27 protein-coding genes and 1 pseudogene are annotated in these 26,051 nt (G+C 34.9%); 8 read left to right on the top strand and 20 right to left on the bottom strand.

What is annotated here, in order from left to right; all coding sequences use genetic code 11:
* Window positions 1-151 precede the first annotated feature (151 nt).
* From ACTNDN_RS18125 to ACTNDN_RS18115, 3 genes are all read left to right on the top strand, one after another.
* Window positions 152-1,060 (top strand): carbohydrate ABC transporter permease, encoded by a 909-nt coding sequence (locus ACTNDN_RS18125; RefSeq protein ID WP_396953867.1) that lies wholly within the window; start codon window positions 152-154, stop codon window positions 1,058-1,060.
* A complete protein-coding gene (locus ACTNDN_RS18120) occupies window positions 1,060-1,887 on the top strand; it encodes a carbohydrate ABC transporter permease (protein WP_031537182.1) in 828 nt (275 codons plus the stop codon). The genes ACTNDN_RS18125 and ACTNDN_RS18120 overlap by 1 nt, the downstream gene beginning before the upstream one ends.
* A 94-nt stretch (window positions 1,888-1,981) precedes the next feature.
* Window positions 1,982-3,280: an ABC transporter substrate-binding protein gene (locus ACTNDN_RS18115; protein WP_031537185.1), complete on the top strand. Its 1,299-nt coding sequence runs from the start codon at window positions 1,982-1,984 to the stop codon at window positions 3,278-3,280.
* A gap of 286 nt (window positions 3,281-3,566) precedes the next feature.
* On the opposite strand, the gene ACTNDN_RS18110 is transcribed toward ACTNDN_RS18115, so the two are convergent.
* From ACTNDN_RS18110 to ACTNDN_RS18080, 7 genes are all read right to left on the bottom strand, one after another.
* Entirely contained in the window at window positions 3,567-4,718 is a 1,152-nt protein-coding gene (locus tag ACTNDN_RS18110; protein WP_031537187.1) for a 3D domain-containing protein, read from the bottom strand.
* Window positions 4,719-4,936: 218 nt separating this feature from the next.
* Window positions 4,937-5,389: a GNAT family N-acetyltransferase gene (locus ACTNDN_RS18105; RefSeq protein ID WP_048716433.1), complete on the bottom strand. Its 453-nt coding sequence runs from the start codon at window positions 5,387-5,389 to the stop codon at window positions 4,937-4,939.
* The gene (locus ACTNDN_RS18100) at window positions 5,386-7,347 is read right to left on the bottom strand and encodes a GTP-binding protein (protein WP_441131668.1); all 1,962 of its coding nucleotides are present in this window, start codon (window positions 7,345-7,347) and stop codon (window positions 5,386-5,388) included. The genes ACTNDN_RS18105 and ACTNDN_RS18100 overlap by 4 nt, the downstream gene beginning before the upstream one ends.
* Window positions 7,348-7,458: 111 nt before the next feature.
* A complete protein-coding gene (locus ACTNDN_RS18095; RefSeq protein WP_048716427.1) occupies window positions 7,459-7,869 on the bottom strand; it encodes a ribosomal maturation YjgA family protein in 411 nt (136 codons plus the stop codon).
* 172 nt (window positions 7,870-8,041) lie between these two features.
* Window positions 8,042-8,245, bottom strand: coding sequence for a zinc ribbon domain-containing protein (locus ACTNDN_RS18090; RefSeq protein WP_031537193.1), 204 nt, complete (start codon window positions 8,243-8,245; stop codon window positions 8,042-8,044).
* A gap of 127 nt (window positions 8,246-8,372) precedes the next feature.
* Complete coding sequence (locus tag ACTNDN_RS18085; protein ID WP_048716423.1) at window positions 8,373-9,119, bottom strand: phosphotransferase family protein; 747 nt, start codon at window positions 9,117-9,119, stop codon at window positions 8,373-8,375.
* Window positions 9,120-9,158: 39 nt separating this feature from the next.
* Entirely contained in the window at window positions 9,159-9,659 is a 501-nt protein-coding gene (locus ACTNDN_RS18080) for a GNAT family N-acetyltransferase (RefSeq protein WP_031537197.1), read from the bottom strand.
* Window positions 9,660-9,865: 206 nt separating this feature from the next.
* On the opposite strand from ACTNDN_RS18080, the gene ACTNDN_RS18075 reads away from it, so the two are divergent.
* Entirely contained in the window at window positions 9,866-10,645 is a 780-nt protein-coding gene (locus ACTNDN_RS18075; protein ID WP_441131665.1) for a nitroreductase family protein, read from the top strand.
* 493 nt (window positions 10,646-11,138) lie between these two features.
* Here ACTNDN_RS18075 and ACTNDN_RS18070 read toward each other — a convergent pair whose 3' ends face one another.
* From ACTNDN_RS18070 to ACTNDN_RS18050, 5 genes are all read right to left on the bottom strand, one after another.
* The gene (locus tag ACTNDN_RS18070; RefSeq protein ID WP_441131664.1) at window positions 11,139-11,663 is read right to left on the bottom strand and encodes a PadR family transcriptional regulator; all 525 of its coding nucleotides are present in this window, start codon (window positions 11,661-11,663) and stop codon (window positions 11,139-11,141) included.
* 62 nt (window positions 11,664-11,725) lie between these two features.
* The gene (locus tag ACTNDN_RS18065) at window positions 11,726-12,574 is read right to left on the bottom strand and encodes a sialate O-acetylesterase (protein ID WP_031537200.1); all 849 of its coding nucleotides are present in this window, start codon (window positions 12,572-12,574) and stop codon (window positions 11,726-11,728) included.
* A gap of 375 nt (window positions 12,575-12,949) precedes the next feature.
* Window positions 12,950-13,093, bottom strand: coding sequence for a hypothetical protein (locus tag ACTNDN_RS18060; protein WP_155986742.1), 144 nt, complete (start codon window positions 13,091-13,093; stop codon window positions 12,950-12,952).
* Window positions 13,093-13,290 carry a helix-turn-helix transcriptional regulator gene (locus tag ACTNDN_RS18055; protein ID WP_048717678.1) on the bottom strand — a complete coding sequence of 66 codons (198 nt, stop codon included), beginning with the start codon at window positions 13,288-13,290 and terminating at the stop codon, window positions 13,093-13,095. The genes ACTNDN_RS18060 and ACTNDN_RS18055 overlap by 1 nt, the downstream gene beginning before the upstream one ends.
* Window positions 13,291-13,415: 125 nt before the next feature.
* Entirely contained in the window at window positions 13,416-13,964 is a 549-nt protein-coding gene (locus ACTNDN_RS18050; protein WP_251627760.1) for a short-chain dehydrogenase, read from the bottom strand.
* A gap of 54 nt (window positions 13,965-14,018) precedes the next feature.
* Between ACTNDN_RS18050 and ACTNDN_RS18045 the strand changes: the two genes are divergently transcribed.
* Complete coding sequence (locus ACTNDN_RS18045) at window positions 14,019-14,846, top strand: AraC family transcriptional regulator (RefSeq protein ID WP_231512540.1); 828 nt, start codon at window positions 14,019-14,021, stop codon at window positions 14,844-14,846.
* Here ACTNDN_RS18045 and ACTNDN_RS18040 read toward each other — a convergent pair.
* Both ACTNDN_RS18040 and ACTNDN_RS18035 read right to left on the bottom strand, forming a co-directional pair.
* Entirely contained in the window at window positions 14,783-16,030 is a 1,248-nt protein-coding gene (locus ACTNDN_RS18040) for an MFS transporter (RefSeq protein ID WP_048718982.1), read from the bottom strand. The two genes, ACTNDN_RS18045 and ACTNDN_RS18040, sit on opposite strands and share 64 nt — an antisense overlap.
* Window positions 16,031-16,248: 218 nt before the next feature.
* Window positions 16,249-16,422: pseudogene (locus tag ACTNDN_RS18035) on the bottom strand (carboxymuconolactone decarboxylase family protein); the annotation flags it as partial.
* A gap of 564 nt (window positions 16,423-16,986) precedes the next feature.
* On the opposite strand from ACTNDN_RS18035, the gene ACTNDN_RS18030 reads away from it, so the two are divergent.
* Window positions 16,987-17,286: a type II toxin-antitoxin system RelB/DinJ family antitoxin gene (locus ACTNDN_RS18030; protein WP_441131663.1), complete on the top strand. Its 300-nt coding sequence runs from the start codon at window positions 16,987-16,989 to the stop codon at window positions 17,284-17,286.
* Window positions 17,287-17,289: 3 nt separating this feature from the next.
* Window positions 17,290-17,625 carry a type II toxin-antitoxin system RelE/ParE family toxin gene (locus tag ACTNDN_RS18025; protein ID WP_048718977.1) on the top strand — a complete coding sequence of 112 codons (336 nt, stop codon included), beginning with the start codon at window positions 17,290-17,292 and terminating at the stop codon, window positions 17,623-17,625.
* Window positions 17,626-18,002: 377 nt separating this feature from the next.
* On the opposite strand, the gene rlmD is transcribed toward ACTNDN_RS18025, so the two are convergent.
* The 6 genes from rlmD to ACTNDN_RS17995 form a co-directional block, all read right to left on the bottom strand.
* A complete protein-coding gene (gene rlmD, locus ACTNDN_RS18020) occupies window positions 18,003-19,370 on the bottom strand; it encodes a 23S rRNA (uracil(1939)-C(5))-methyltransferase RlmD (RefSeq protein WP_284561366.1) in 1,368 nt (455 codons plus the stop codon).
* Between the two features lie 140 nt (window positions 19,371-19,510).
* Window positions 19,511-20,470, bottom strand: a complete 960-nt coding sequence (locus ACTNDN_RS18015; RefSeq protein ID WP_048718937.1) for a diacylglycerol kinase — start codon at window positions 20,468-20,470, stop codon at window positions 19,511-19,513.
* A gap of 426 nt (window positions 20,471-20,896) precedes the next feature.
* Window positions 20,897-21,814 carry a hypothetical protein gene (locus ACTNDN_RS18010; protein WP_441131662.1) on the bottom strand — a complete coding sequence of 306 codons (918 nt, stop codon included), beginning with the start codon at window positions 21,812-21,814 and terminating at the stop codon, window positions 20,897-20,899.
* 89 nt (window positions 21,815-21,903) lie between these two features.
* The gene (locus ACTNDN_RS18005; RefSeq protein ID WP_031538067.1) at window positions 21,904-22,989 is read right to left on the bottom strand and encodes a hypothetical protein; all 1,086 of its coding nucleotides are present in this window, start codon (window positions 22,987-22,989) and stop codon (window positions 21,904-21,906) included.
* Entirely contained in the window at window positions 22,986-23,456 is a 471-nt protein-coding gene (locus ACTNDN_RS18000; RefSeq protein WP_235252056.1) for a hypothetical protein, read from the bottom strand. The genes ACTNDN_RS18005 and ACTNDN_RS18000 overlap by 4 nt, the downstream gene beginning before the upstream one ends.
* Window positions 23,453-23,941, bottom strand: a complete 489-nt coding sequence (locus ACTNDN_RS17995) for a sigma-70 family RNA polymerase sigma factor (protein WP_342585617.1) — start codon at window positions 23,939-23,941, stop codon at window positions 23,453-23,455. Before ACTNDN_RS17995 ends, ACTNDN_RS18000 begins: the two co-directional genes overlap by 4 nt.
* 256 nt (window positions 23,942-24,197) lie before the next feature.
* Here ACTNDN_RS17995 and ACTNDN_RS17990 point away from each other — a divergent pair, with 256 nt between their 5' ends.
* Complete coding sequence (locus ACTNDN_RS17990) at window positions 24,198-25,877, top strand: hypothetical protein (RefSeq protein ID WP_031538071.1); 1,680 nt, start codon at window positions 24,198-24,200, stop codon at window positions 25,875-25,877.
* Window positions 25,878-26,051: the final 174 nt, after the last annotated feature.

The following is a 26,051-nucleotide window of genomic DNA, read 5'->3' as shown; positions in this document are numbered from 1 at the left end:
AAGGATTGGTCAATATATTACACCTTACTCGTCAATGTAAACGGTTACTTGTTTTATTAATCTCATTATATTATAAATACAGGAGGTGCAGAAAGTGAATAATCAAAATAATGTAGAAAAAATAATCCCCCCCCTTGTTCAACAGTCAAATGTGAGCAGAAAACATTCACTCTCTACAAAGAGAAAGAAAAAATGGAAGGAAGTAGGGTTGTTTTCCCTTTTTGTAGGTCCAGTCTTTATTGCGTTTACAATAGTTGTTCTCGTTCCATTCTTTTCTGGTATTTATTACTCATTTACTGATTGGAATGGAATTACAGGAGAAATCAAATGGGTAGGATTGGAAAACTTTCAGTACATATTCACAGAAGATACTCAGTTTCTCCAATCTTTCAAACTCACTGCTCTGTATACCATTGTGGCAATTATTTTGACAAACACAATTGGCTTTGGTCTAGCCTTGCTTGTAACTCAAAAACTAAAATCTAGTAATTTATTACGTACGGTGTTTTTTATGCCTAATCTACTTGGCGGCCTCTTACTCGGATTTATCTGGCAATTTATATTCATTAGAGGGTTTGCCTCTATTGGGGAACTAACTGGAATTCCACTATTTGAGCTCGCTTGGTTAGGAGATAAAAATACTGCCTTTTGGGGAATTGTAATTGTCAGCGTATGGCAGGGTGCAGGATATATTATGCTCATTTATATTGCAGCCTTACAAAATATTCCGAAAGAACTAATCGAAGCAGCAAAAATCGATGGAGCGAACCATTTTCAAGTCTTACGAAATATTAAAATCCCGCTCGTAGCACCGGCAGTCACCATCTGTTTATTCTTAACAACTGCATCTTCATTTAAAATATTTGATGCGAATCTTTCCTTAACAAATGGAGGGCCGTTTAAATCAACAGAAATGTTAGCGCTTAATATTTATACAGAGGCATTTGTAAATAATCGCTACGGAATCGGGGAAGCAAAAGCACTTATCTTCTTTATTGTCGTAGCAACCATCTCCATTATACAGGTTATGATTACAAAGAAAAAAGAGGTGGAATCTTGATGGAGAATAAATACACTAGCAAAACTTTATTGGTGGAAATCTTCGGTATAATATTAGGCTTGCTATTTTTAATTCCATTTTATTATGTTATTTCGAATTCACTAAAATCTTTTGCCGAAATATTAACCAATACATCTGCATTACCAAGTTCACTTCATTTTGAAAATTATCTAAATGCTTTTGAAAAGTTAAATTTTCTTAAAGTATTTAGCAACTCTCTTCTTGTAACTATTGCAAGCAATCTTGTATTAGTAGTGTTCTGTTCGATGGCCGCTTACATGCTTGTCAGAACAAAAAAGAAAATAAGTAATATCATCTTTATGGCCTTTGTTGCCGCAATGATTATTCCTTTCCAATCGATTATGATTCCACTTATTAAAACAGCATCTAGCTTACACTTACTTAACAGTATTTGGGGTCTAGTGTTCATGTATCTAGGATTTGGGTCTGGGATGACAATCTTTTTATACCATGGTTTTATTAAAGGAATTCCAGTGGAATTAGAAGAAGCAGCTATTATAGATGGTTGCTCCCGGTTTGGAGTATTTTGGAGAATTGTTTTTCCATTATTAAAACCGATTACAGTAACAATCATTATCTTAAATAGCTTATGGATATGGAATGACTATTTATTACCGTCACTCGTATTACAAAATCCAGAATTGCGGACGATTCCACTTGCTACATTCTTTTTCTTTGGTCAATATACAAAACAATGGGATCTTGCATTAGCCGCACTTATGATAGGAATCATCCCATTATTAATTTTCTTCTTTTCTATGCAAAAACACATTATCCAAGGCATTACTAGCGGGTCTATTAAATAAGGAACAAAGAGGTTGTTTTCATAATTAATTCTTTTATTATAAAGCTGCCTCTTCCAAATAAATACGATATTTTCTATAAACAGGAGGAAATCACATGAAGTTCAAAAAAATGAAAAGGTATTCCCTACTAACTGGTATCTTAACTGCTTCCCTTCTTTTTGCAAGTGCTTGTTCCAATGAAGGGGCTTCAAGTAATAATGAATCTAGTAAAGATGATAAAGTTGTCGTTGACTTATTTAATGGGAAAGTAGAAATAGCTGATCAATTAAAAGCACTAACAGACCAATATACAAAAGAACATCCAAATGTAACATTTAATATTGAAACAGTCGGTGGAGGTGCAGATGGGACAGCAGCCTTAAAGGCGAAATTCGCGTCTAATACTGCTCCTGATATTTTTGGAAATGGTGGATATCAAGAGGCGGTGACTTGGCTAGATAAATTAGAAGATTTGTCGGATCAGCCATGGGTAGATGACGCTTATGAAAGTGCGTTAGTGCCAATGACGGTTGATGGAAAAATCTATGGCCAGCCTGTGAATCTAGAGGGATACGGTTTTGCCTACAATAAAGAGTTATTTAAAAAAGCAGGAATTACCGAATTACCAACTACTTTTTCTGAGTTAGAAACTGCTGCAGAAAAATTAAAAGCTGCTGGCATTACTCCTTTTTCAATTGGGTATGGAGAATGGTGGGTATTAGCTAATCATGGACTGAATGTACCCTTTGCTTATCAAGATGATGCAGATGCATTTATCAAAGGATTAAATGATGGCTCTACAAAAATCGCAGGCAATGAGCACTTTAATAATTTTTTTGATTTACTAGATTTAACTATAGACTACGGTAATAAAAACCCGTTAACAACAGACTATAATACACAAGTAACTTTGTTTGCAACTGGTGAAACAGCAATGATTCAACAAGGTAACTGGATTCAACCAATGATAGATAAAATTACTCCTAACTTAGAAGTAGGTTTTATTCCAATGCCATTAAGTGATGATGAAGCAAAATCAGATAAGCTAATGGTTGATGTACCTACAAACTGGGTCGTTCATAAAGATGCCCCTGAAAAAGACAAAGAAGCAGCATTAGATTTCTTAAACTGGATGGTAACTTCCGATTTTGCAAAAGAATCGATTGTAAAAGATTTCAAATATGTTCCAGCATTTGAATCAATCCAAGCAACCGCAGATGACATTGGTCCATTAGGGGCTGAAATCCAAAAGTATTCACAAGAAGGAAAAACCTATACATGGCAGTTTATGAAATATCCTGATGGTGCTGGTCAAGAGTTTGGAGCTAGTCTTCAAGCATATGTAGGAAATCAAAAATCACGTGAGGAAACAATGAAAGCATTAGATGATACGTGGGAAAAACTTAAAAAATAGACTAATAAGAGAGAAATACTAAACACTATCGTAAGTTATTCCATTCCAGTTAATCTTAACAATTTATTTATAATTTATTGATAGTTTCGTCATATATTATTCATAATATATGGGTATGATAATTATATAGTCATTAATAGCTTTTTCAAGTCCCCCCTTGAAATTGATAGATTTAAGGAGTGCCTAATAGCACTCCTCCTTTTTTGCATATAAATTCTCCGCCAAAATAAAAAAAGACTCTTCATAATAAAGAGTCTTGCATATTAAGATAAAAAGTAATAGTAAATTAGTTCAATATTTTTATTTTCACAGTTTTGCGTCCCCAAGCCTTTGCTTTTTTGGTTGAAGGCATTAAAACATCTATTTTATGTCCCTTAATAGCCCCACCAGTATCTCCTGCAATGGCTTCTCCATATCCTTCTACCCAAACTTTCGAACCTAATGGGATGACAGATGGATCGACTGCAATTAACTTCATATTCTTATTCTTTTTTATATTATATCCAAGTGCTGTATAATCAGATTTTGTATCTTCATGACTATAAGCAGTAGCCGTTACATAAATAACATCTTTATTACTAGAAGACTTGCTAGTCGATTTACTAGAAGATGCTTTACTTGATACACTTGCCACTTTACTTGTTGAAGCTGCCTTCCCTGCATTATTCTTCTTTGCTTCTTTTTGTTCTTGCTTTAATGCAGACTCTGCTTCATTAATTTGTGCAAGCACGGCATTTTTTTCGCTTTCAGCTAGTTCCACTTCTTTTGAAACTGCCGCAAACTTTTTCTGCACAGCTGAAAGTGCTTCTTGTCTCTTAGCTAGATTTTGTTGCAGATCATTTTGAGAAGCAGCTAGTTGATCATATTGGCCTGTTAGTTCTTCTTCTTTTTGATCAATTGCTAGTTTCTCTTCTTCAATTTTTTCAAGATCTGCTTGCTGCTGCTCTAATATATCTTTATCACCATCAAAAATAAGCGAAATAGCTGTTGCTCTACTAATAAAGTCAGCGAAGTCCTTTGCATTCAATAGTACTTCTAAAACAACGTTCGTTTGGTCTGTATTCTGCAAGGATACTAGACGCTCTTTCATAACGTCTTTACGTGCTAGTACTTTATCTTCTAAAACAACAATCTCTTCTTTCTTTTTCTCTATCTGTTGTTTCGTTTCTTCAATTTTTGCTTGCAGATTCGCTATTTTTTCTTTATTTTGCTGCATTACTGTTTCAACGGCTTTTAAGTCTTCTTGAACAGTTTCCAACTCTTTTAAAGTTTTTTGCTTTTCTGCTTCTTTTTCGTTAATCAATTGCTCATTTTGGTTCAATTGATTTTTCGCTTTGTTAAGTGTTTCTTGACTCGTTTCTGCTTGTACCATAATCGCTGATGCCAAAAAGATGACACTGCTTAGCGAAATGGCCATTAGTTTTTTTAAGGAACGCATCTAAAAACCCCTTTCTCTATTGTTATAACACATGAAAGAGGTTTCTAAATTACAATTCTATTAAAATAGTAAGTCATTCTTTTTAAAATTAGTTTACAAGCAAGCTAGTAATTTTCGAATATTCTCTAGCATTCCGTAGCGCTAGAAGGGAATATTACAGTTTGTTACCTTTGTAATATTTCTGTCAATTACTAATATTTATCTTTTTCTAAAATGGATTATATATCCTGTATGAGCCTTATCATATCCACACACTGGATTCCATTTTCATAGATTTCTTCCTCATAGTTTATGAGAAAAAAATCTTTATCTATTCGATTGAATCGAAACCCACATTTTTGATAGAGTGCAAGTTGACCAATACTACTATTGCCAGTACCTACTTCTATCACTTTATATCCTAGCTTTTTCGCTTCCTTCACCGCATGCATCACTAATTTTTTCCCTAATCCTTTTCCTTGATAGATTTCAACAACCGCTAGATTTATTAACTCGATTGATTCTTCCTTTATAGGTAACAACACATAGACACCAATCCATTGATTCTTTTCTTCCGCAATATAACATATACCCGTTTTAAGATATTCCTTTACTAGACGTTCAGATGGATCTGCTGTTAATAATAATTCAATGGGAGGACTTTCCTCTTGTTCTAACTTTCGAATAATCATGAATTCATTCCCGCCTTCTTTGGACAATGCATCATCGCTTCTGCCTCTTCCCAAGTAACGGTATATCCAGCTCCTTTTGCACAAAAAATGGAGGAGGATGTATATTCCGGATCAGCATTTTTATCATAGCCTAGCCTGTCGATCACATCCTCTTCGTTATGACAAGGATAATAACCTGCAAATGTTAAGGAAAGCTGCCCTTTTCCTTGTGTGAATGATGCAAGTGTCGTACTATATTCCATAAAGGTAGCAACAGGAACCTTACCTGTGAGAACTGCTTTCTCGTCTATAGTTTCAGGCGTATTAAATTCCCCATATGCCATTTGTATATCAGACAAAACCCTGCCCATTTGTTCTATATCTACTTTTATTTTAAAGGAATAATACGGTTCTAATAAGCGGTTACGTACTTTTTCTAAACCTTGGCGTAATGCTCGAAAGGTAGCTTCTCTGAAATCTCCGCCATGTGTATGTTTATTATGCGCTCTTCCCGTTAATAGGGTGACTTTTATATCTGTTAACGGTGATCCTGTTAATATCCCATGATGCTCCCTCTCAAAGAGATGCTGGCAAATGAGATTTTGGATAGCAATAGACAAATCATCTGTATGACAATTGCTCTCAAATACAATCCCGCGATTCCTTTTACCAGGTTCTAATTGAAGATGTACCTCCGCATAATGACGCAATGGCTCAAAGTGTCCATAACCTATAGCGTCTGTCTCAATCGTTTCTTTATACAAAATTTCTGGCCGTTCAAACTGAACCTGGATAGCAAATCTTTCAAATATGATTTCCCGAAGAACCTCTAGCTGTATTTTTCCCATAACATGTAAATGGATATCTTGCAGCTTTTCTTCCCATGTCACATGAAGGGAAGGATCCTCTGCTTCTAATAGTTTAAAAAATGTAAGGGCATCCTTTTTATTCATCCTTGGTTCTAAAACTACCCTAGAACGAAGAGTTGGCACTAATTCATACTCTGCTTTCTCCAGAAGTTCTCCGACTCCATCGCCTACAGCTGCATTTGTAAGGCCTGTTACAGCAAAAAGCTCTCCAGCATTGACTTCATTTACTTGCTGAAATTGAGTCCCATTATATTTACGTATTTGTGTGACTTTCTCCATGTCACCATTTCCATACATAAGCTCCTCTCTCACACACAACGTTCCACTTTTCGCTTTCATAAAGGTAATCCTCGTTCCAGAATCATCATAGCGAATTTTATAAACCCTTCCTGAAAACGGCTCATCCTTTTTGTACAATGTTGTCGTCAAATGATCAAAACAATGGAAAAATTCCTTTACCCCGATATCTTGTAAGGCAGATCCATAGCCACAAGGATAAAGACGAGAAGAACGAATCATTTCCTGCATTTTGTCGATCCAAAGTGTTGGTTGATAGCCTTTATCCATATAGTAATCAAGAAGCTCTTCGTCTCGTTCAGCCATAAATTCAATAAGCTCTTCGGACATATTACTGCCATCAAATGAGGATATATCACATACCTCGGTCGTAAATTGTGAACGTATTTCTGTGAGAACACGCTCTACATCCGCTCCAGTTCGGTCCACTTTATTGATAAAGAAAAACGTCGGAATCTGATGTATTTTTAAAAGACTCCAAACTGTTTCCGTATGGCCCTCGATGCCCTCTACTGCACTAATAATGACAATCGCAAAATCCATTACTTGAATCGCTCTTTCCATTTCTGGAGAGAAATCAACATGTCCTGGGGTATCGATTAAATAATACGTTGAATTTCCATGTTCAATCATGCCTTGGTCAGCAAAAACGGTGATACCTCGTTGTTTATCAATTAGATGACTATCTAAAAATGCACTTTGATGATCCACACGCCCTCGTTTTTTTATACTATTTGTGTGATAAAGAAGCTGTTCGGAAAAAGTAGTTTTTCCTGCATCGACATGTGCTAATATTCCAATCGTTTTATTCATTTTGCAAGCGACTCCTATTCTAAATCTATGGCTCCATTAAATGAAGTAAGTTATATCTTATAATGACTTTACAAGCGTATCATTTTAAAAAAATGGACTCTAGCTTACCTATCATCTTTTTCTGCAAATTAATAATTTATCCACCAGACATGCTATTGCTATCCCAGATAAATAGCGGACTAGATCAACGACAAGGAATCCCCTTCCTAATATCAACGCACCCATTGTCGAATTTCTGAGCTCATTTATCCAATCTGCTTGATATAATTGACTGAATTCTATTCCAAAACAAAATAGGATACTACCTACCATAGCAAGCAGGATTTTTTTCCCCCCAAGAAGAAAACGAAAGCCAAAATAAATCATCATTGACCACAACATGTCTCCTGCATGTTGACTAATAAAGTCCGGAAGTAGATTACTAAATCGTCTGGAGAAAAGTCCTAATGCCACCATAAAAAAGGCAGCAACTAGGTAATTTGTTCTCTCCATGCTTTTCAATTTCTCATTTGATTGTTTCATTTTTCACTCACTATGTTTAGATTTTTATGAATATCTTTATTATAATTATTCCCTATAAGGCTTTCCATATTTTCGTTTTCAAATATGTAGACAAAATGAAAGAGACCATTACACAACTGGTCTCTTTTCATCTTCATTACGTTAGGATTTTTCCGTCTATTAGCTTGGGGACTTACCCCAAGAACAAATCTAGAATATTAGAACCTTTTGATGTTTGTTTATTATAGAACTCTGAATACCCACATTTTTTGCAAAAAACAACAGTAAATGTATTATGCTGAATATCCATTAGCTTCGATAAGCCTGTTCCTGTCATTGCTACATCTTTTGTACCTACTTCCGTTCCACCGCATTTCACACAGCCTTTACTTTCCATATTCAACCACTCCTTATTCTTAAATATATAACCTTACGTTGAAAACCTCGGCAAATCCCATAATACTTCTTTAATTTGTTATCTTCCTATATCTTTACGTATGAAAATGGTTTAAGTTTCACTTTCGTTATCCTATATAACGATTAATAATCTTCAAAAGCTTGTCTTTATTTTCTGGAGAATCATTTTCGCTTAATCTTGCGGCTGCAATGATGGGCATCCATTCTAATATCGCCTCTTTTGTATCCCCGGTCTTGCTACAATAGATATTCAAATATAAATCAGCTAGTTCCTGATGATTTTCCAAATAGAGGAGATAGGTTCTACATATATCTGCCCGAACATCTCCTGCTCCAGCATCTACCCAATCGATTATCCATACTTTGTCATCTGCTTGCACGAGATTAAAAAGGTGATAGTCCCCATGGCAGAGTCTGGTCTCATTCGGCATTAACTTTAACTTAGCTAAAATCAGTGATTTTGTTTCAACCTCTAAAATATGCGAGCCTTCAATTTGTCTACGCCACTTTGCCGTGATTGGTTGTAGATCGTTTCCTTCATGATGATGAATTTGTTGTTGGATATCGATAGACTTGCTCATATAATATTCAGCCATCTCAAGATTCTCAAACAAGAGATCTCCTAACGTTTTTCCTTTTATGTATTCCATTATTAAAACTTGATTGTTGTTCACTTTCGTTATTTCTATCACTTTTGGAACAGGTAAACCACAAGAATGAGCAAACCTTTGTTTCGCTGCTTCCATTGCCGATTCCGTTGGTGGAAGATAGTCTTTATATATTTTGAAAATTTTATGATCATTTAAGTAAATCTTTGCTGTATTTCCAGTAGCTATTGGTTCTCCTAAATTCACTCTACTCCCTCCCTACTTTTTAACAAACCAAATGATTAATTAAGAAATAGCTCTAGCATATCGTAATGATACCTGCTCTTCTCCTGTTTCTGTAACGGTTATCTTTTTCTCTTGAAAAATATATCCTCTTGCTTCATAAAACGGGATTCCCCTGTGATTTCCCTCTTGTACAGAAACCCATTGCCTTGTTGCGCCAAGGGCTACCTGGTCTTTCGTCAATGCTTCAAGCAAAAGTCTTCCAATCCCTTGATAGCGGTATTTTTCATCTATATAAAGAACAAAAACCTCCGAGACATTATCTCCCGTTATTCCTCCTCCAATTACGCCAACTACTTCAGAATCAAAAAGAGCAACATAGGAATAGCTCCCATTCTCTATATCTTTTTCTATTCGATTAAGCTTGTACCAAAAATCAACCGTTTGATTCTGACATTCTTCACTCAGCTTGCCTTCTACCGTTTGCCGCCAACCAGTTGAACAAATTTTTCGAATCATTTCCGCATGTTCCTTTTTTGGTTTTTCAATAGATATTTTTGTCATGCTTTATTCCCCTTCTTCAAAATTCAAGTTCCTTTTTTCAGCTATTCATATGCATAAAGAATACCATTTAATTCGTAAAGCACCTATAAAAATTACTGGAATTTTATAAGTATTTAAAATAAACTGTATTTTAAGAGGATGTCTCATAGAATAAATGGAAAGTGATTGTTTAGCGAAAAGGCAAATATTAAGTTAGGAGTGATTGTTTGGAATTAAATGATGTTATACATGCCCATAGATCGATAAGACAATATGAAGATAAGGAAGTTAGTCAAGAGCTATTGGATCAAATCTTAGAAGCAGGAATCCGCGCCTCATCAAGTGGTAATATGCAGTCTTATTCTATCATTGTTACGAAGGATAAGGAGCTTAAAAATCAATTATACAGTGCACATATGGACCAATCCATGGTTGTGGATGCACCTATTCTCCTTACATTTTGTGCAGATTTCAATCGAATGAGAAAGTGGCTGAAGCTTAATGATGCGCCAGTACATTTTGATAATTATATGAGCTTTATGATAGGTGCAATTGATGCAACATTAGTATCACAAAACTCTGCTTTAGCAGCAGAAAATGCTGGCCTTGGCATTTGCTATATGGGCTCTACTCTTGCAAATTGTGATCAAATCGGCAAACTTCTAAATTTACCAGAGAATGTTGTACCTATTGTAGGATACTCTTTAGGGTATCCTGCAGAAAATCCAGCTCCACGTGATCGACTGCCAAAGCATGGGCTTGTTCACTATGATACCTATCAGGATTATTCAGACCAAGATATTCTTGAAATATATACAGAACGGGATGAAAAGGGCTGGAATCGCTATATGGATGTCCCTCGACTGAAAGAAATGACAGAACAATTAGGATTAAAAAATCTAGCTCAAATCTACACCATTGCAAAATATACGAAAGAATCTCATCACGAATTTTCACAAACTGTATTAAATTACTTGGAAAAACAAAATTTTATGAATAACGGGTAATAGTTTACTTCCTGGAGAAAGTTTTTGTGTTTTTATTATAAAATAATAATGAGGCATGGACAAAACTAAATAACCAAACTTTAAAGACGAACTATCTCTAATTTAGCTCTTAAATAAAGCTGCTTTCTCATGATGGTTATCTATGTTTTTAAATATAGTCAAGTGTAAAAACTAAGTCGTTCCATTGCGTTACAGACGCACGATGCGCCGGGGAGGAGCCTCCTCGCTGCGCTGCGGGGTCTCAGCCTTTCCTCTACTTCCCGCAGGAGTCGAACGTCCTCCACTCCATTCCACTTTGTTTTTAAACCTTTATCCAAATAACAAATACGAATATTCACGTGAATCAATTACATAATCGTTAGTTTTTATTGTTAGTTGAAATGCTTATGTCCCAGCCTCATTATCTTTGTCGCAAACCATTTAACAGAATTTGCTTGTATACTATGAAATGATCTCCATCTTTCGCACAACCAAACTTTTATTTCAATGCCTCTTATCTTTTTTCATTACTTATATCTTTTAGCAATCCTTCAAACCATTGAACATTTACTAGATGATGGGAACGGGAATTCTCCAACATCTTTTTGAAATAAGTAGGAATTGTTTCATTATGCTGCAGTGTTTGTTCCAATAAAAAAATTTTCTTTTGCGTTTGTTCGATTTGGATTTTTATTAGTTTAGTTAGTTCCTCTTTCTTATATTCATCTGCAAATAACATTGCTGCATAAAAAGATAAGTTTATATAATCTGTCTTAGAACCATACTTAACCATCAATTTTTCAAATTCTTTATCACCTAGTTCTGTTATAATATAATTACGCTTCTCTCTCGTATTATCTAATTGGTCCACTTTTTGAATATATTGTTTTTCTTCTAATTGTTGAAGATTGTAATAGAAGGACCCTTTAGTAAAATTCACTATATATTTATACTGTCTCTCTTCCATTAGCGCTAATAATTCGTATCCGTATGAACCTGGATTTTGTTTTAATAAGCCTAAAATGAGTAATGGTATCAAAAAAACACCTTCTTTTATTCTTCCTTAAAAGTATTGGAATAGTTATTGCATTTTTTTATCGTTTACTTCTTGTTTATTTGTATGAGCTGAGATTCAAATTCGTCATATGAAATTTTCCCTACCGCTAATTCTAGCGTCTTCCTATATATCTTTTCTGATTTGGTATTTACTCTAGTATGAATAAGGTTTATCAACTCATTTTCATTATTTAACGGTTCCAATACATGTTGTTTTTTAGAAAAGGCTTCAAAATACCGCAAACCAAATTTTCTTTGAGAAATTGCATCAATATGAATACCATCTGGATTAGAAGTTAAGCCTTCTGCAGTGACAAAATAGCAATTGTCTTGTTCAAAAGCAAATTTTTGCAGCTCTTGATTAATAAAATTATATTCAGCAGAATATTTCCCAAATCCCTCTTTTCCTAGAAAATCTCCCAAACCACCAATAATAAAAGGAATATCTGGAGCATTTAACTCCACTCTAAGAGCCTCAACAATGGAAAATAATTTATTATAATAGACTTTGTAATTCCCATTCATACTATCGCTTTCTCCTTGATGCCATAGAATTCCTGTTAACTCACTATTCTCCATAGCAAATTTAGCTTCGGTAATTGCATGTCGAAAAAGCGGTTGATCAACTGCCCATTCATCTAGCGTGCTTCCACCTTCTGCACAGGGAATAAGGCCAATCTTATCATCTTGATTTTCGCGACTCCATGCTTCTGCAAAGGAACCAACTAGACTAATTCCTGAAACAGGACGGTCATAATTGACAGGCTCCGTCATCATTTGCCATCTTCCATTACGCAACATTTGTATTCTCTCATTATAAATCGGAGGAACTTCATGGATAAATCCTCGTCCCGCCATATTCGACTGTCCTATCATTAAAAACGATTTAATCATTTTTTTCATCCTTTCTTTTAGAACATATTTTAATTATTGCCTTCGATACTTTTTGAATATAGCTACTGATCAATTTTTTAATAGTTGGGTTGTTTGAAACAATATCTTAGTAGATTATCCTCGAAAGCAAGGTCTATCCATTTCACATTTAGTCTAATTAGACTAATCACTCTTAGAATATTATAGTCTAATTAGACTGTTTGTCAAATGTTTGAGAGGACTAACCACGACGGTGTAGCGAATAATGCATAATTTATTTGATAAGTTCCCTCCCCCCTCTTTCTCCCTAAAATAGGTTCCATCATAGAATAATATTCTTTTTATTAAAACGATCTGCAAGCACTGCTCCAAAAAAATTAACAAGTAGAGAGGGTACTAAACTAAAAGCCAGATAGTCAAGAATAATGGGAATTCTAAGGAGATTTGAAAATGGGATAATGATCCTTCTGATAAATAATATAAAATCTTTTCCTCCCGATACTCATCATCTGGCAATAAAAACGATATCCAAGATTTCATTACAACTCCACCTCCCAAAAGAGATCATCCAGTGTTTTATTAAGTTCATTTGCTATTGCTATACAAAGTTGAAGACTGGGACTATGTTTTCCATTTTCGATCAATCCGATTGTCTGTCGAGCGACTCCTACTCCTTTAGCTAACTGTTCTTGAGTAATTGACAATTTCATCCTTATTATTTTCACATTATTTTTCATAAACTCACCTGCCATGTTAATACAATAATTTCTAAAATAAGGTGGTTAACTCTTCTTATTGGATTAACCACCCTTTACTTTAAGTACAATTCTTCAAAAGCCTAATGAATCTCCGTTTTGATGACTTACGGGTGCTTATCCCAAGGTTCAATTTGGCCAATGGTTAGTATCTTCTTCTTTTTCTTAATCGCTTCAATGATTCCATCTGAAATTTCCTTATTTGTTAACCACCTTGAACGGGAACCCTCTGTTACAAATCCCAATTGAACTTGATAATATGAACAACCCGTAGGCATTGTAACTTCTCTCTTAATTTTATTTAGATCTGAACTACTGCCTAAAACATGGAATAACTCCCATTCACTTTTACTAATTAAAACCTCTTTCGCTATTATATTAAGTGCATTTGGAGCAGTAGAGTGAATCCATGCTACTACAATATCAATAGCACCATTTTTATTTATTGTTGCATGCACTTTCTTTTGTAATTCATCATGATTACTATAATCAACAAATAGTGGTGTGACATGACTATCTAAGTCTGTTTGTTCTATTAAATTCTTCATCCGATCAGAATTCCTAGCGATGATTGAAACATGATACCCTTGTTCTAATAACCAGAGTGATACCCCTGATAACATACCTGTTCCACCAACTACTAATGCATGCTTCATTAATTTTCCTCCCCATTATGATACAATTTTTATAATAACTAAGAAGGTGATTATGTGAGTTCAACAAAACTATTACTAGAAAACAATAATGGAGTTTTCTTATATAAAAAAGATTTCGGCCAAGAAAGCAACTGGCGTTCAGATAATTATTATAAATTTATTTACTCTTTAATGGGAACGATAGATTACCAAACGAACAGAAGTCAGCTTACCCTTCATAATCAACATTTTATTTTATTCAACCCACTAGATGAACATAAACAATTAGCAATAGACGATAGGAAATTTTTAATTGAATTAAACCCTTCTTTTCTTAATGAGGTTTCTCAAGCTCTCTATCCTGTTCACAATGATATCCAGTTTGCTACACATATCCAGAAGAACTCTCAAATTTCAAATTGGGTTAGATTTGTATTAGATTTCGTACAACTTGAAAAAGATGACACAAAATCTATGGAAATATTTTTGGAACACAGTTTCACTCAATTGGCTTTAATGTTACTGAAAAGTGCTGTTGGAACCCATACACAAGATATAAATTTAAATACCTATAAAACAATAGATCCACAAATTTATAAAACAATATTAGCTTTAAAAGAAGATTATCAGCATTCTTGGACCTTGAATGAGATGGCAAAAGTAGCGAATTTAAGTAAATTTCAATTTGCCCATTACTTTAAAGACATCTTAGGGATTTCCCCATACTCTTGGTTACAAACTTACCGAGTCGTCAAAAGTCAGGAAATGCTAAAAAAAAAATATAACACTGTATTAGAAATTGCAATGGACTGTGGTTTTTCATCTGTTACTGTTTACAATCAATTATTTAAGCGATTATATGGTATTACTCCTGGCGCTTTTCGAGAAATGGTTAATAAGTAAATACCTGAACAAATAACCATCATAATTCCGCATATTAAAAACAAGATTCTTGTAGACAAGAATGAAGAGATGAATCCGAATACTCCAAGAGAAACAGCATTTGATAAATATAGAAGAAATGCATTAAAACTAAAGCCCCTACCTAGTTTTTCTACGGGAAGATATTTCTGTAACAAATATACTCGTGATAAGCCAGATATAGGTAAGCCTATTGCTGCAACTAATATCCCTATAAAAAACATTGGAAGGCTATACGCAAATCCTAAAAGGAGAATGCCTATACCCCAAATCAGTGAGCCAAAAAGATAAATTTTCACACTTAACTTTTTCCAAATTAATGGGATAAGCAGGTTAACTGCAATTACAGCAGCACCATACCATCCTAAAAGTAAGCTGTATAATTCCTCTCCATTTGGGGTTGTTTCGATTAGTTGCAGTAATAAACCGACTTGCCATACCCAGGTATTGAAAAACACAATGATTACTGTAACTATAAATATGGTTCGAATTGTCGTTTGTTTTTTCACCCAAATTGAAAAATCCTTTATTGAGATAAATATATCACTTATTTTTCTTTGATTTGGACTTTCGCCTGTTATATTTTTTTCTGTAAATTGAATTTTATAAATAAGAATAGCACTTATAAGATATGTTAGTGCATCGAAAGTAAAAAAGTGGATAATGTTAATGGTATTCATTAAGCCTACACTAACAATAGGTCCTAATACAGTAATGCCCCTTGTAACTGTGTCAAGCAAACTGTTAACAGAAGATCTTTCCTCTTCCCTTGTAATAATGGGTAATATAGCCCTATGAGCAGGATTAAAAAAACAGCCTAGACACTGAATAAGAAAACTCACTATTATTAAATGCCAATAGTTCAGCAACTCTAATTGTTGAAATAGCACTAATGATAATATTAGAGGTACTCTTATAAGATCGATTCTTATTAATATCCTTTTTTTATCTACCCAATCAGCAATTACTCCCCCGATTAATCCAAATAAAAGATAAGGGACTACTTGTGAGATTGCAACACCAGTTGTATGTATACTTGATTCTGTCATCTGATAAGTTAAAAATAGGAAGGCTAACCCAGATATAACATCCCCCAAACTAGAAGTCCCAGCTCCTAACAAGTAAAATAATACATTTCTATTATTTTTTATAATTTTTAAATACACATTAAATCACCTCTTCCCTGAGTGTACTTTTTATTTGAGGTGATTTCTTTACTAATCTTGCTAGATTTTCTTGCAAGATTATAATGTACTTACCAATGTTTATTTTTAACCTTGTACTAACCTGCCCATTTAGTTCAATAACTTCTACATAAAAAATAGCGTTAATCCTTCTAGAATTAACGCACCAGTTAGCTGAAGAAAAAATAAAATAAATGTTATTATCCCTCTACTTCTAACTTCATCATCGCACCATAATACTGTTGTGAGGTCGTAAAACAAATAAACGCAACTAACTCGCTTATTTCCTTCTCAGAAAAACAACCTTTTAATACATTAAAAACAGAATCTGGTATATCCCCTTTTTGTTTTAGAAAAACTTCTGCAAATCCGACTGTCCTATCATTAAAAACGATTTAATCATTTTTTTCATCCTTTCTTGCTATTTATATTTAATCATTGCCTTCCATTCTTTTGATTCAGCATTTGATTAATTCTTTAATAGTATGGTTGTTTGAAACTAGATTTTGTAGACATTCCGTGAATGCAAAGTCTACCAAAAAACGATTAGTCTAATTAGACAGCGAAGTGTATTCTGGCTGCGGGTCATAGCAACAAACTTTACGAAAACAGCCAAGAAAAAAGACTGCAAACTCCTGTATTTGAGCAAGGTTTTTACAGTCTTTTCTGCAATCATTCGGCAAAAGTACTGTTAGAAGTGAAAGGTAAACTTCCCAATCCAATACTACTTTCGTTACTTTTTTCATTCTAATTTTTGTTTTTTGGGTATGCCCCTTTTATTTCTGCAATTTTCCGCACGAAATGGGGCGCCGGTCTTTGGGGTTTTGGCTTGTAGAGATTCAGACCGCCCCTACTCTTTCTTGTGGAAGTTTTGGTTTTGTATTGCTAACCGTTATACAAAAGCATACAATAAAGAAAAAAGAAAGGTGGAATGATTTATGGCAGCTAAAACTGCAAATGTCCTCGCTCGTGTTGAACCAGAAATAAAAGAAAAAGCTGAAGCAATCATGTCACAATTAGGAGTGCCTGCTTCTGTTGTCATCAATATGCTTTACAAACAAATCATCATGACAAAGAGCATCCCATTCCCTCTCTCCATTCCCACTGCACCTATTGCTCTCGATGAAATGGATGCAAAAGAATTCAATGCCATGATGCATGCTGGGTTTGAAGATGCAAAAGCGAACCGTTCTCGTCCTGTAGCCGATGTATTTAATGACTTAAGACGGGAATTATAATCGATGGCTGAAACCTACGTTGTAAAAATCACAACACAGGCACAAGAACAGCTACATCAAATTACACACTACATTGCTTCTGAACTAAAAGCCCCAGATACAGCACTGCATCTATTGGATACGTTAGAGGATGCGATTTCCTCTCTCTCCGAATTTCCACAGCGAATTGCCCTCACTGAAGAAGAACCATGGCACAACTACGGAATTCGTAAAATGCCTGTTAAAAATTTTCTAGTCTATTTCTGGCTAGACGAGGATCATTTAATTGTTCAGGTAACCGCTGTTGTTTACGGAAAACGTGATCTGATTCGTCAGCTTTCACAAATGGATATGGAATAAAGTGAATATAAAAAACCCTTTCAACGCTAACTTGAAAGGGTTTCTATTTATTTCCTCATAAAGCATTCATAATCTACCTTGAAACAAGGTTTGACTCTTCATAATATCTTTTTTCGTGATGGGGAAGTGTTTTCAGTATTTGAACTCTTGGAATCTGTCCTCAGTCATTGTCTTTCTATCTTGGCACGACTTACATAACGGTTGCCAATTGGTTTCATCCCAAAACAATTCTTAGTAACCTAGATGGCGAACACTATGGTCGACACCCATGTAAAGTTCTTGTTCTTTTTTGTTCATAGCTACTTCGATACGATTACTTATTTTCTCTGACATCTTGAGAAAATCCACAGCTTTCATAGATATACAAATATCAGAAATCAGATCGACTCCAGCAGTGCCACTGCCTCCACATGCATTGTCTGCGGAAACATATCCACAGGCTGCACTTCTTCTGTCTTGTAGCCCCCGTCTTCTAATATCCGCAAATCGCGAGCTAAAGTTGCTGGATTACAGGACACATAGACAACTTTTTTCGGCTTCATATCAAGAATAGTCTGTAGTAATGCTTCATCACAGCCTTTTCGTGGTGGATCTACTACTAAAACGTCTGCTTCATTTCCTTCTTTATACCAGTTGGGGATAACTACTTCTGCCTCTCCTACTGCGAATTCCACATTGTGGATATCATTTAGGCGTGCATTGTTTCTAGCATCTTCAATCGCTTGTGGAACAATTTCAACACCGAATACTTGGCTAGCTTTTTTTGCTAAAAATAATGAAATGGTTCCAATTCCACAGTAAGCGTCTATTACTTTCTCTTCCCCATTCAAATTTGCATACTCCAATGCCTTCTCATAAAGCACTTTTGTTTGTTCTGGATTTACTTGGTAAAAAGAGCGGGCAGAAATAGCGAATTTCACATCGCCAATATAATCGGTAATGGTTTCTTCTCCCCAAATCGTACGCGTTATATCTCCCATTATTACATTCGTTTTTTTGTTATTCACATTGTGGATAATTGATTTGATATTTGGCACTTTTTGCACAATTTCATCAACAATTGCTTTGCGATTGGGGATATCCTGTGTACGAGTGATTAATACAACCATTACTTCCTTCGTAACGAGCCCTCTTCTCGCCATAATATGACGTAACTCTCCTTTATGGCGTGCTTCGTCATAGGCGCGAACTCCATATTTCGAGCAAATAGCTTTTACTGTATTGACGACATAATCATTTTCCTCTTGCTGAATCATGCACTGTTCCATATTAATGATTTGGTGGGAGCGCTGTTGATAGAATCCGCCAATAAGGCCACCCTCCTGCTCACCGATTGGAACCTGTGACTTGTTACGGTAACGCCAAGGATTTTCCATGCCTAGGGTTGGATGAACAGTCGTATCAATTTTGCCAATCCGCTCAAGAACATCTTTCACATGCTTATGCTTCGTTTTCAATTGCCCTTCATAGCTTAAATGCTGTAGTTGACAGCCCCCACATTCCTTGTAAATAAGGCATGGAGCTTCTACACGATAGGGACTTCTTTCTGTTATCTCCATTAAACGGCCGAAACCATAATTCTTATTTGTCTTAATTACTTTTACTTTTGCTTTTTCACCTGGCAATCCATTGGGGATAAATAGTGGATAACCATCTACTTTTGCTACACCTGAACCATCGTGTGTTAAATCTTCAAAAACTATATCTATTATATCGTTCTTTTGAACGGGTAATGTTTTACTCATTATCGTCTTCCTTTACATCGATATTTCCGAAAAAAATAAGCGTGGTAATTGTACCATATTATCAGGAAAGCGCAAGCTTCTTCACTATGGAAAAATTAAAGGAACTAAAAAACAAAAAGTGAGGGGATTTCTTCTTCCTCTCACTCCTCGATATTGTCTGTTTGTGATGCTTCTTTATAATCCTTCAGTTCAGGTCGGTCTTCCTCTCGAATTTCTTCAATTGGCACAAATAACTCAAAATGGCGATATAAATTTATAAATTCGGCTGGTAATAAGCCGCCAAATTCTCCATCAAGATTTAATTGAACCTTATCGTCAGAGCTAACTTTAATATGATTCGCATTCGTATAAATGACGTTCGGGTCATTTATATGTTCCCCACGAAGAGCAAGTGTAGCGATTCGAATGAAATCTGCAAGGTTTGCCTTTTTTAATATTAGCAAGGAGAAAAGACCATCATTAATCGAAGCTCCAGGAGCTAACTTTTCAAATCCACCAACTGAATTGGTAAGGCCAACTAGAAATAACATAGCTTCCCCTTCAAATAGCTTCCCATCATATTCGATTTTGACATGCGTTGCTTTAATGAAAGGCAGCATTTCCACACCTTTTAAATAGTATGCAAGTTGTCCTAACATCGTCTTCAGTTTACTCGGAACCTCATAAGAGATTTCCGTTAAATGTCCACCACCACTTATGTTGATGAAATATTTATCATTCATTCTTCCAATATCAATTGGAATTGTATCGCCCTTTGCGATGACTTCCACCGCTCCCATAATATCTCTTGGAATATGCAGCGCTCTTGCGAAATCATTTGTCGTTCCTACTGGAATAATCCCAAGCTTGGGGCGATATTCCTGCTCAGCCATCCCATTTACCACTTCATTGATGGTTCCATCCCCACCAGCAGCAATAACAAGATCATATCGTCTTTCTACCGCGACTCTTGCTGCATAGGTTGCATCTTCCGGACCAGTTGTGGCATGACAGGAAGTTTCATATCCTGCCTCTTCTAATCTTTTTAGCACCTCTGGCAAATGTCTTTTAAAAGCTTCTCGACCTGAAGTAGGATTATATATTATCCTTGCCCTTTTCATTTTTCATCATCCTATAATCAAAATTCATTTTTTCCATAGCCACTAACATCATATACGATAGCACTTGCTTAGGCAATTTTTAACTCTAGCTACTACCATGTTATGTGACAACTTAGAGTAAGTGTCCAAGATTAGCATTTCTTCCCATATTATAACCCAATCTATTCGTTCACCATACTTTCCTTTCCACTATTGCTTGATTTTTTCTATTAATCAAACGTTTGATTAACTTTTTTCCGACAGCATGAGTCAATATTTTATGACTATTGGGAAAATCTGCAACAAAATGGGACATGGTTCGATAAGTTTAACTAAGGTTCCATAAAAGGATGATTTTCCTCAGAAATGCTTTATTCTTTGAGGCAAATCTATCCCTTTTATCTTCTTTAATGGTAAAAAGCAAACATGGATAGATGTTTTACCTTGTTAATGATTTGTTAAATCTAATGATCCACTGTTAAAAACATGGATAGCAGGACTTCCTTTTCCCTTTTGTAAAATCGCAGTTGTCTCACTTTCCGCCTTTTCATCCTCTGTACTTGTATATTCCCATTCCTCTCGATCTCGATTGTTGATGATTGTATCATTGACAGAAACTTTAACATTCGCTGTTTCATCTAATATTAAATCAATTTGCGGAACATTATTGACTGTCCAATTGCTTTTTAATTCACGGGGATTTAAGGTAATATCATTATTCAAATCAATAATATCTAACTTCTTATTCGTTGGCACAAGTATCGTGGTATGTATAGAAGAATAGTCTGTATAAAATTCAGACATTCGATAAGGCAGTTGTTTTATACGTACAAATAGAGTATCTCCCTTTTGAGACACATTTAGATAATCCTCTGGCTTCGAAACTTCCATTTCCTTCGATTCTACGGTACGAAAAGTTCCGAATAATGATAGAACATTTTCATTTGTTCCTTCTATTGTAATCGGATTTTGTTGACTTTCTGATTCTATAACAATTCTTTTGATGTTATCCTTCATTGCATAATTAAATTCTGGCAAATCTTTTGTTACTTCTTCTCTTTTTAACCCTTGTTCTACAATATCCAAAATACCTGTAGATTGCAGGAAGACCATCGATATTCCTGCAGTACCAATGATACCAACGATAATAATACTGAATAGATCAAAGCTTAAATAAGGTTTTTCTTGCTTGGAGGAAAACAAGTATAATAAAATTTCCATTCCAAGAATAACTAAAATAATTGGCCACCAAACTTTTAATACAGTGATAATCTGCCAATCAAAAAACTGTGTAAGTAATAGAAAAACTCCTAGAAATACTAAAGATAGGCCCATTGAAAAAGTGCCGACCCGCCATTGTCTCATTCTATTCTCTCCTTATGTAGCCATTGGCCATTTGATTGGAATAATCAAATGCCAATAGCATAATCTATCTTTTTATTTTCACGAGATTTTTACATTTTTTTCTTTTTTGTACCCTTTAATAAATGAATTCCACCTAATATAAGAACAAGACAAACAATTCCTGTCTGAAAATATTGGTAAAAAAAGAAACGTATATCAATATTTATTGTTTCTCTAATGATAGGCGAAAATATTGGTAAGATAATATTAATCAATAAATAATAGAGACCAATAACGAGTAGTCCAATTCCAAACCATTTCTGGTAGTTAATTAGATAGGCAATGACAGGTACATCCTCTAGCTCTTCTTCTCCTATCTTTGACGCTTTTTGCAATCCATCAAAGAAACTATAGAACCAAATAATCGGGATAACGAATAAGAAGAGACCTAATCGTAGTTCATTGAGAATAAAGATAGAGAACAAGAAAGCTGCCATTAGCTGAATCCCTCTTTGCTGCAGACCTAAATATAAATGACCCGCACCTGGAAATACAGATAAGAAGGTGGCGATAAATTTACTTTTCTTCCCTTCTTCCTGATTCTTTTCAAAATCTTGAAAAATAGTAATGTCCTCAAGCTTTTCCCCTTTCAGTTTCTTATTAAACTGCTGGGAAACATCATAAAATCCGTAAATCCAAATAACCGGTAAAATTGCCAAGAATAATAGAAATTCATTCGTATAGGTTAGAAATGTGATAAATAAAATCATAATTCCTAGACCTAGAAACGCCGTCAATAAAGTTATTCCACGGTATACTAATCCTAATTGAATATGCCCTAAACCAGGAATAAACGATAAAACAATCGTATAAAAACGCTCGGACTCGGTTGTTTTTACTAATACAGGTGCTGCCTCTCCAGCTTCCGTATGATTAGAAAAATTCACCCGCTCTTTTAAATAGCTACTGGTCGTTATTAATGTATCGAGAAAACTAATACAATAGATAATAAAGCCAATAACAATTACAATAAATGTCCACTGGCCGTAATACCATGAACTTTGAATGATGATGGACATAAATGCTAGTCCAAATACAGCAAGCCCATATAAAAAGCCTCGTAGCTTTTTCCCAATGTAGAAAAGACCTCCGCCTGGAAAAAATGCTAAGATTGTTGCAACAATCGGGTTTTTCATTTCTTAAAATCCTCCTTTTTACTACCATCGAATGAATTCATCCAAGCAAATGTCTTATCCACTAAACCGCCGGATTTTGGCTCTTCTTTCAAAGATACTTCCGCTTTTTGGATTGTTTCTGTATGTTTTATAATCGATTGAAAGAATCCTGCCGACATCAGTATCAATGTGAGACTCGCGGCAATGGCATAATGGAATATGGATGATTGATAAAAAGGACGTTTCTTTTTCGCGTCTTTTTTCCTATCCATATTTTCATTGGTTATTTGCTCCATAATATCATTCATAAAGGCTACTTCATCTGAAATTGAAGGAAGTTTCTCCTCTTTCATGTCTACTGCATCTATATATAATTCTAAGCATTGATCGCATGTATACAAATGATCTTCAAGTAGAATTCTTTCTGTCTCCTTTAATTCATCCCTTACATACTTCATCCAATAGTCTTTAGAATAATGTGTTGTCATAAAAAGTCTTCCTCCTTCCAATGCGTTTTGATCCAAAGCCTTGCGCGATATAGCTTCGTTTCAATCGTTTTCACTTGCACATTTTGTTCAGAAGCCATTTCTTGATAGCTTTTTTCTTGAATATAAAAACCGTAAATGACATCCCTATAATTAGCAGGTACTTCCTTAAGCCTTTGTTGGACAAGCTTTTGTCTTTCCCGCTTTATCACTTCTAATTCTACATCATCAGCAAGTGAGCCTCCTATGTGAGATTCCAATTCTTCTGCCATCTCTTCTTTTCTTCTTTGCTTCTTTCTTCTCATATCAATGGCATGATTGACAGCAATTCTTGTAATCCATGTTTTAAAACCTTGATTCTCATATTTGGGGAGAGAGGTATAGATTTTAATAAACACTTCCTGCGCCGCATCTTCCGCTTCTTTCTGATCCTTCAAAACACTGTATATGGAACGAAACAAATAGTCTCGATGCTTTTCTACTAACAGTCGAAATGCGTGATCATTTCCTGCCTTTACTTTATCAATTAATACTTGATCACTAATGGCCTCTCCCCCCTTTCTTAGCCATTCTATAATAATAGACGTAAACGGATTGTCATCCCCCTACACTCTTTTTATTATTTTTGCTTGCTTCTTCCTTTTATTTGGATTGCTCTCCTTTGTAATAGTACCATTATTACTTGAAACTTTTTACCACTTCTTTCGTATTTACTCTATAGCAAATTATTAAAGGAGAATGTGTATGCATTATTTATTTGCGTTACTGGCTTTAACACTAAATCCATTCCTATGGAAAAGCCATCTAAAAAAACAAAGATTTCTCATTTTTCAAGTTATACGATTGCTTGCTGGGCTTTTAATTATTTTTTGTCTTGATTATTTTCAGCTAATCGATCATTCCTTACAGGCTCTATTTAAATATGGTGCTATTTATATTGCTTTCTTCTTATTTTTAGATTTACTTTTTGGAAAAGTAAAGGGATATAAAATAACCGGAATTCTATTTTTATACTTTGTCTTATTTAGTCTTTACGTCCAATTTATCTATCCATTAACTATTACCGGCGATAAATATCGATTTGTACAAGAAAAAGCAACTGTTATCGACAAAGAAGCTGTATCTACAAATGAGAAGCATATCGTCGTTGTACCGGAAAGCTATGCACGTTATCGAAGCGAGAAAAAACTTGGGGAGCTTGCCCATCCTTCTTATTATGATTTAGGAAATTCCACTCTACAAAAAATCGATGATCATCTCTATTGGGTAACGCCGATTGAATACACAGGATTTTTCAAATGGGTAAAAGGAAGTGATGTTCCTGGCTTTATTAAAATGAGTGCAGAGGATGAAAATGAGGATGCCATCTTAGTTCAATCATCCATGAAGTATGTTCCGTCTGCATACTTTAACGAGGATTTAAAAAGGCTAGTCAGAAATAAGCATAAAGATATGATTCTGCTTGAGGCAAGCTTTGAACCCGATGATAACGATAAACCTTATTATGTTATTCCGTATGGTCAATATAATAAATTCCGAGAAATTATTGATATTAAAGGGATTTATATCATTGATCCAGCTACTGGAAAAATAGAGGACTATGCTATGAACAATATTCCTGATTTCATTGACCATGTCATTCCTACAAGTGTTGCTGAGGACTGGAATGAGTGGTATGGAAAATATATTCATGGTTTCTGGAACACTCTTTTTGCAAAAGAAGACATGAAATTGCCAACTGCTTGGGAAAATGTAGACGAAGTAAATGGTGTATTTAATGAAGACTTACAATTGCATTGGTTTACTGACTTCACTCGTCCGAAATCAGACAGTGGTAGTATGGTTGGTTATTCTATGATTAATGCTCGCACTGGTGCTCTTACTTTTTACACCGAAGCAAACGGCTCTTTAAATGGTAAATCTGCTATCAATGTAGCGGAAAAAACCTTCCGCGCCCAAAAATACGAAGCTGGCACTCCGCTGCTTTATACAATTTATGGGCAATTCACATGGGTTGTCCCGCTTATGGACAGCAATCATGTATTAAGAGAAATTATGTTGATTAATGCAAAGGATGAAAAGGTGTATAGTTATCATACTGAAAAAACAAAGCTTTTTAATGATTATAAATATGCTCTTGTCACCCTTTTAAAAAATGATAAAACTGTCCCTAATAATATTGCCGAACAAAAGACAGTAACGGGAACGGTCAGCTATGTATATAAATCTGAAGTAGAAAATAGCACGATTGTAAAATTCATGTTAGATGGAAATAAAACCATTTTCCAAGTTTCATCAAATGATTTTCCTTATAGTATTTTCCTAGAAAAAGGGATGCAGTTAACTATAGATTATGTGGATACAGAAGAAGTGATTGTTACGGTTGAAAAATTGGTAGTAAAAGAACAAGATTTAAATCCATAACATTTATTTATAAAATAGACTTTTAAAAATTAAATAAAAAACAGCATCTTTTATTTATAATATAGGGAGAAGGAAACAATCTTGGTACTGTCAATATTTTTGTGTAAATGACTTTTCAACTTCTCAAGGTAGATGATCACCTTCGTATTCAAATAGATTTGTTCGAAGTGTTGA

The organism is Niallia sp. HCP3S3_B10, assembly GCF_052064465.1.
In the GTDB taxonomy this organism is placed as follows: domain Bacteria; phylum Bacillota; class Bacilli; order Bacillales; family Cytobacillaceae; genus Niallia; species Niallia hominis.
The sequence above is the reverse complement of the archived record's forward strand: the minus strand, read 5'-3'. Positions and strand labels throughout refer to the sequence as shown.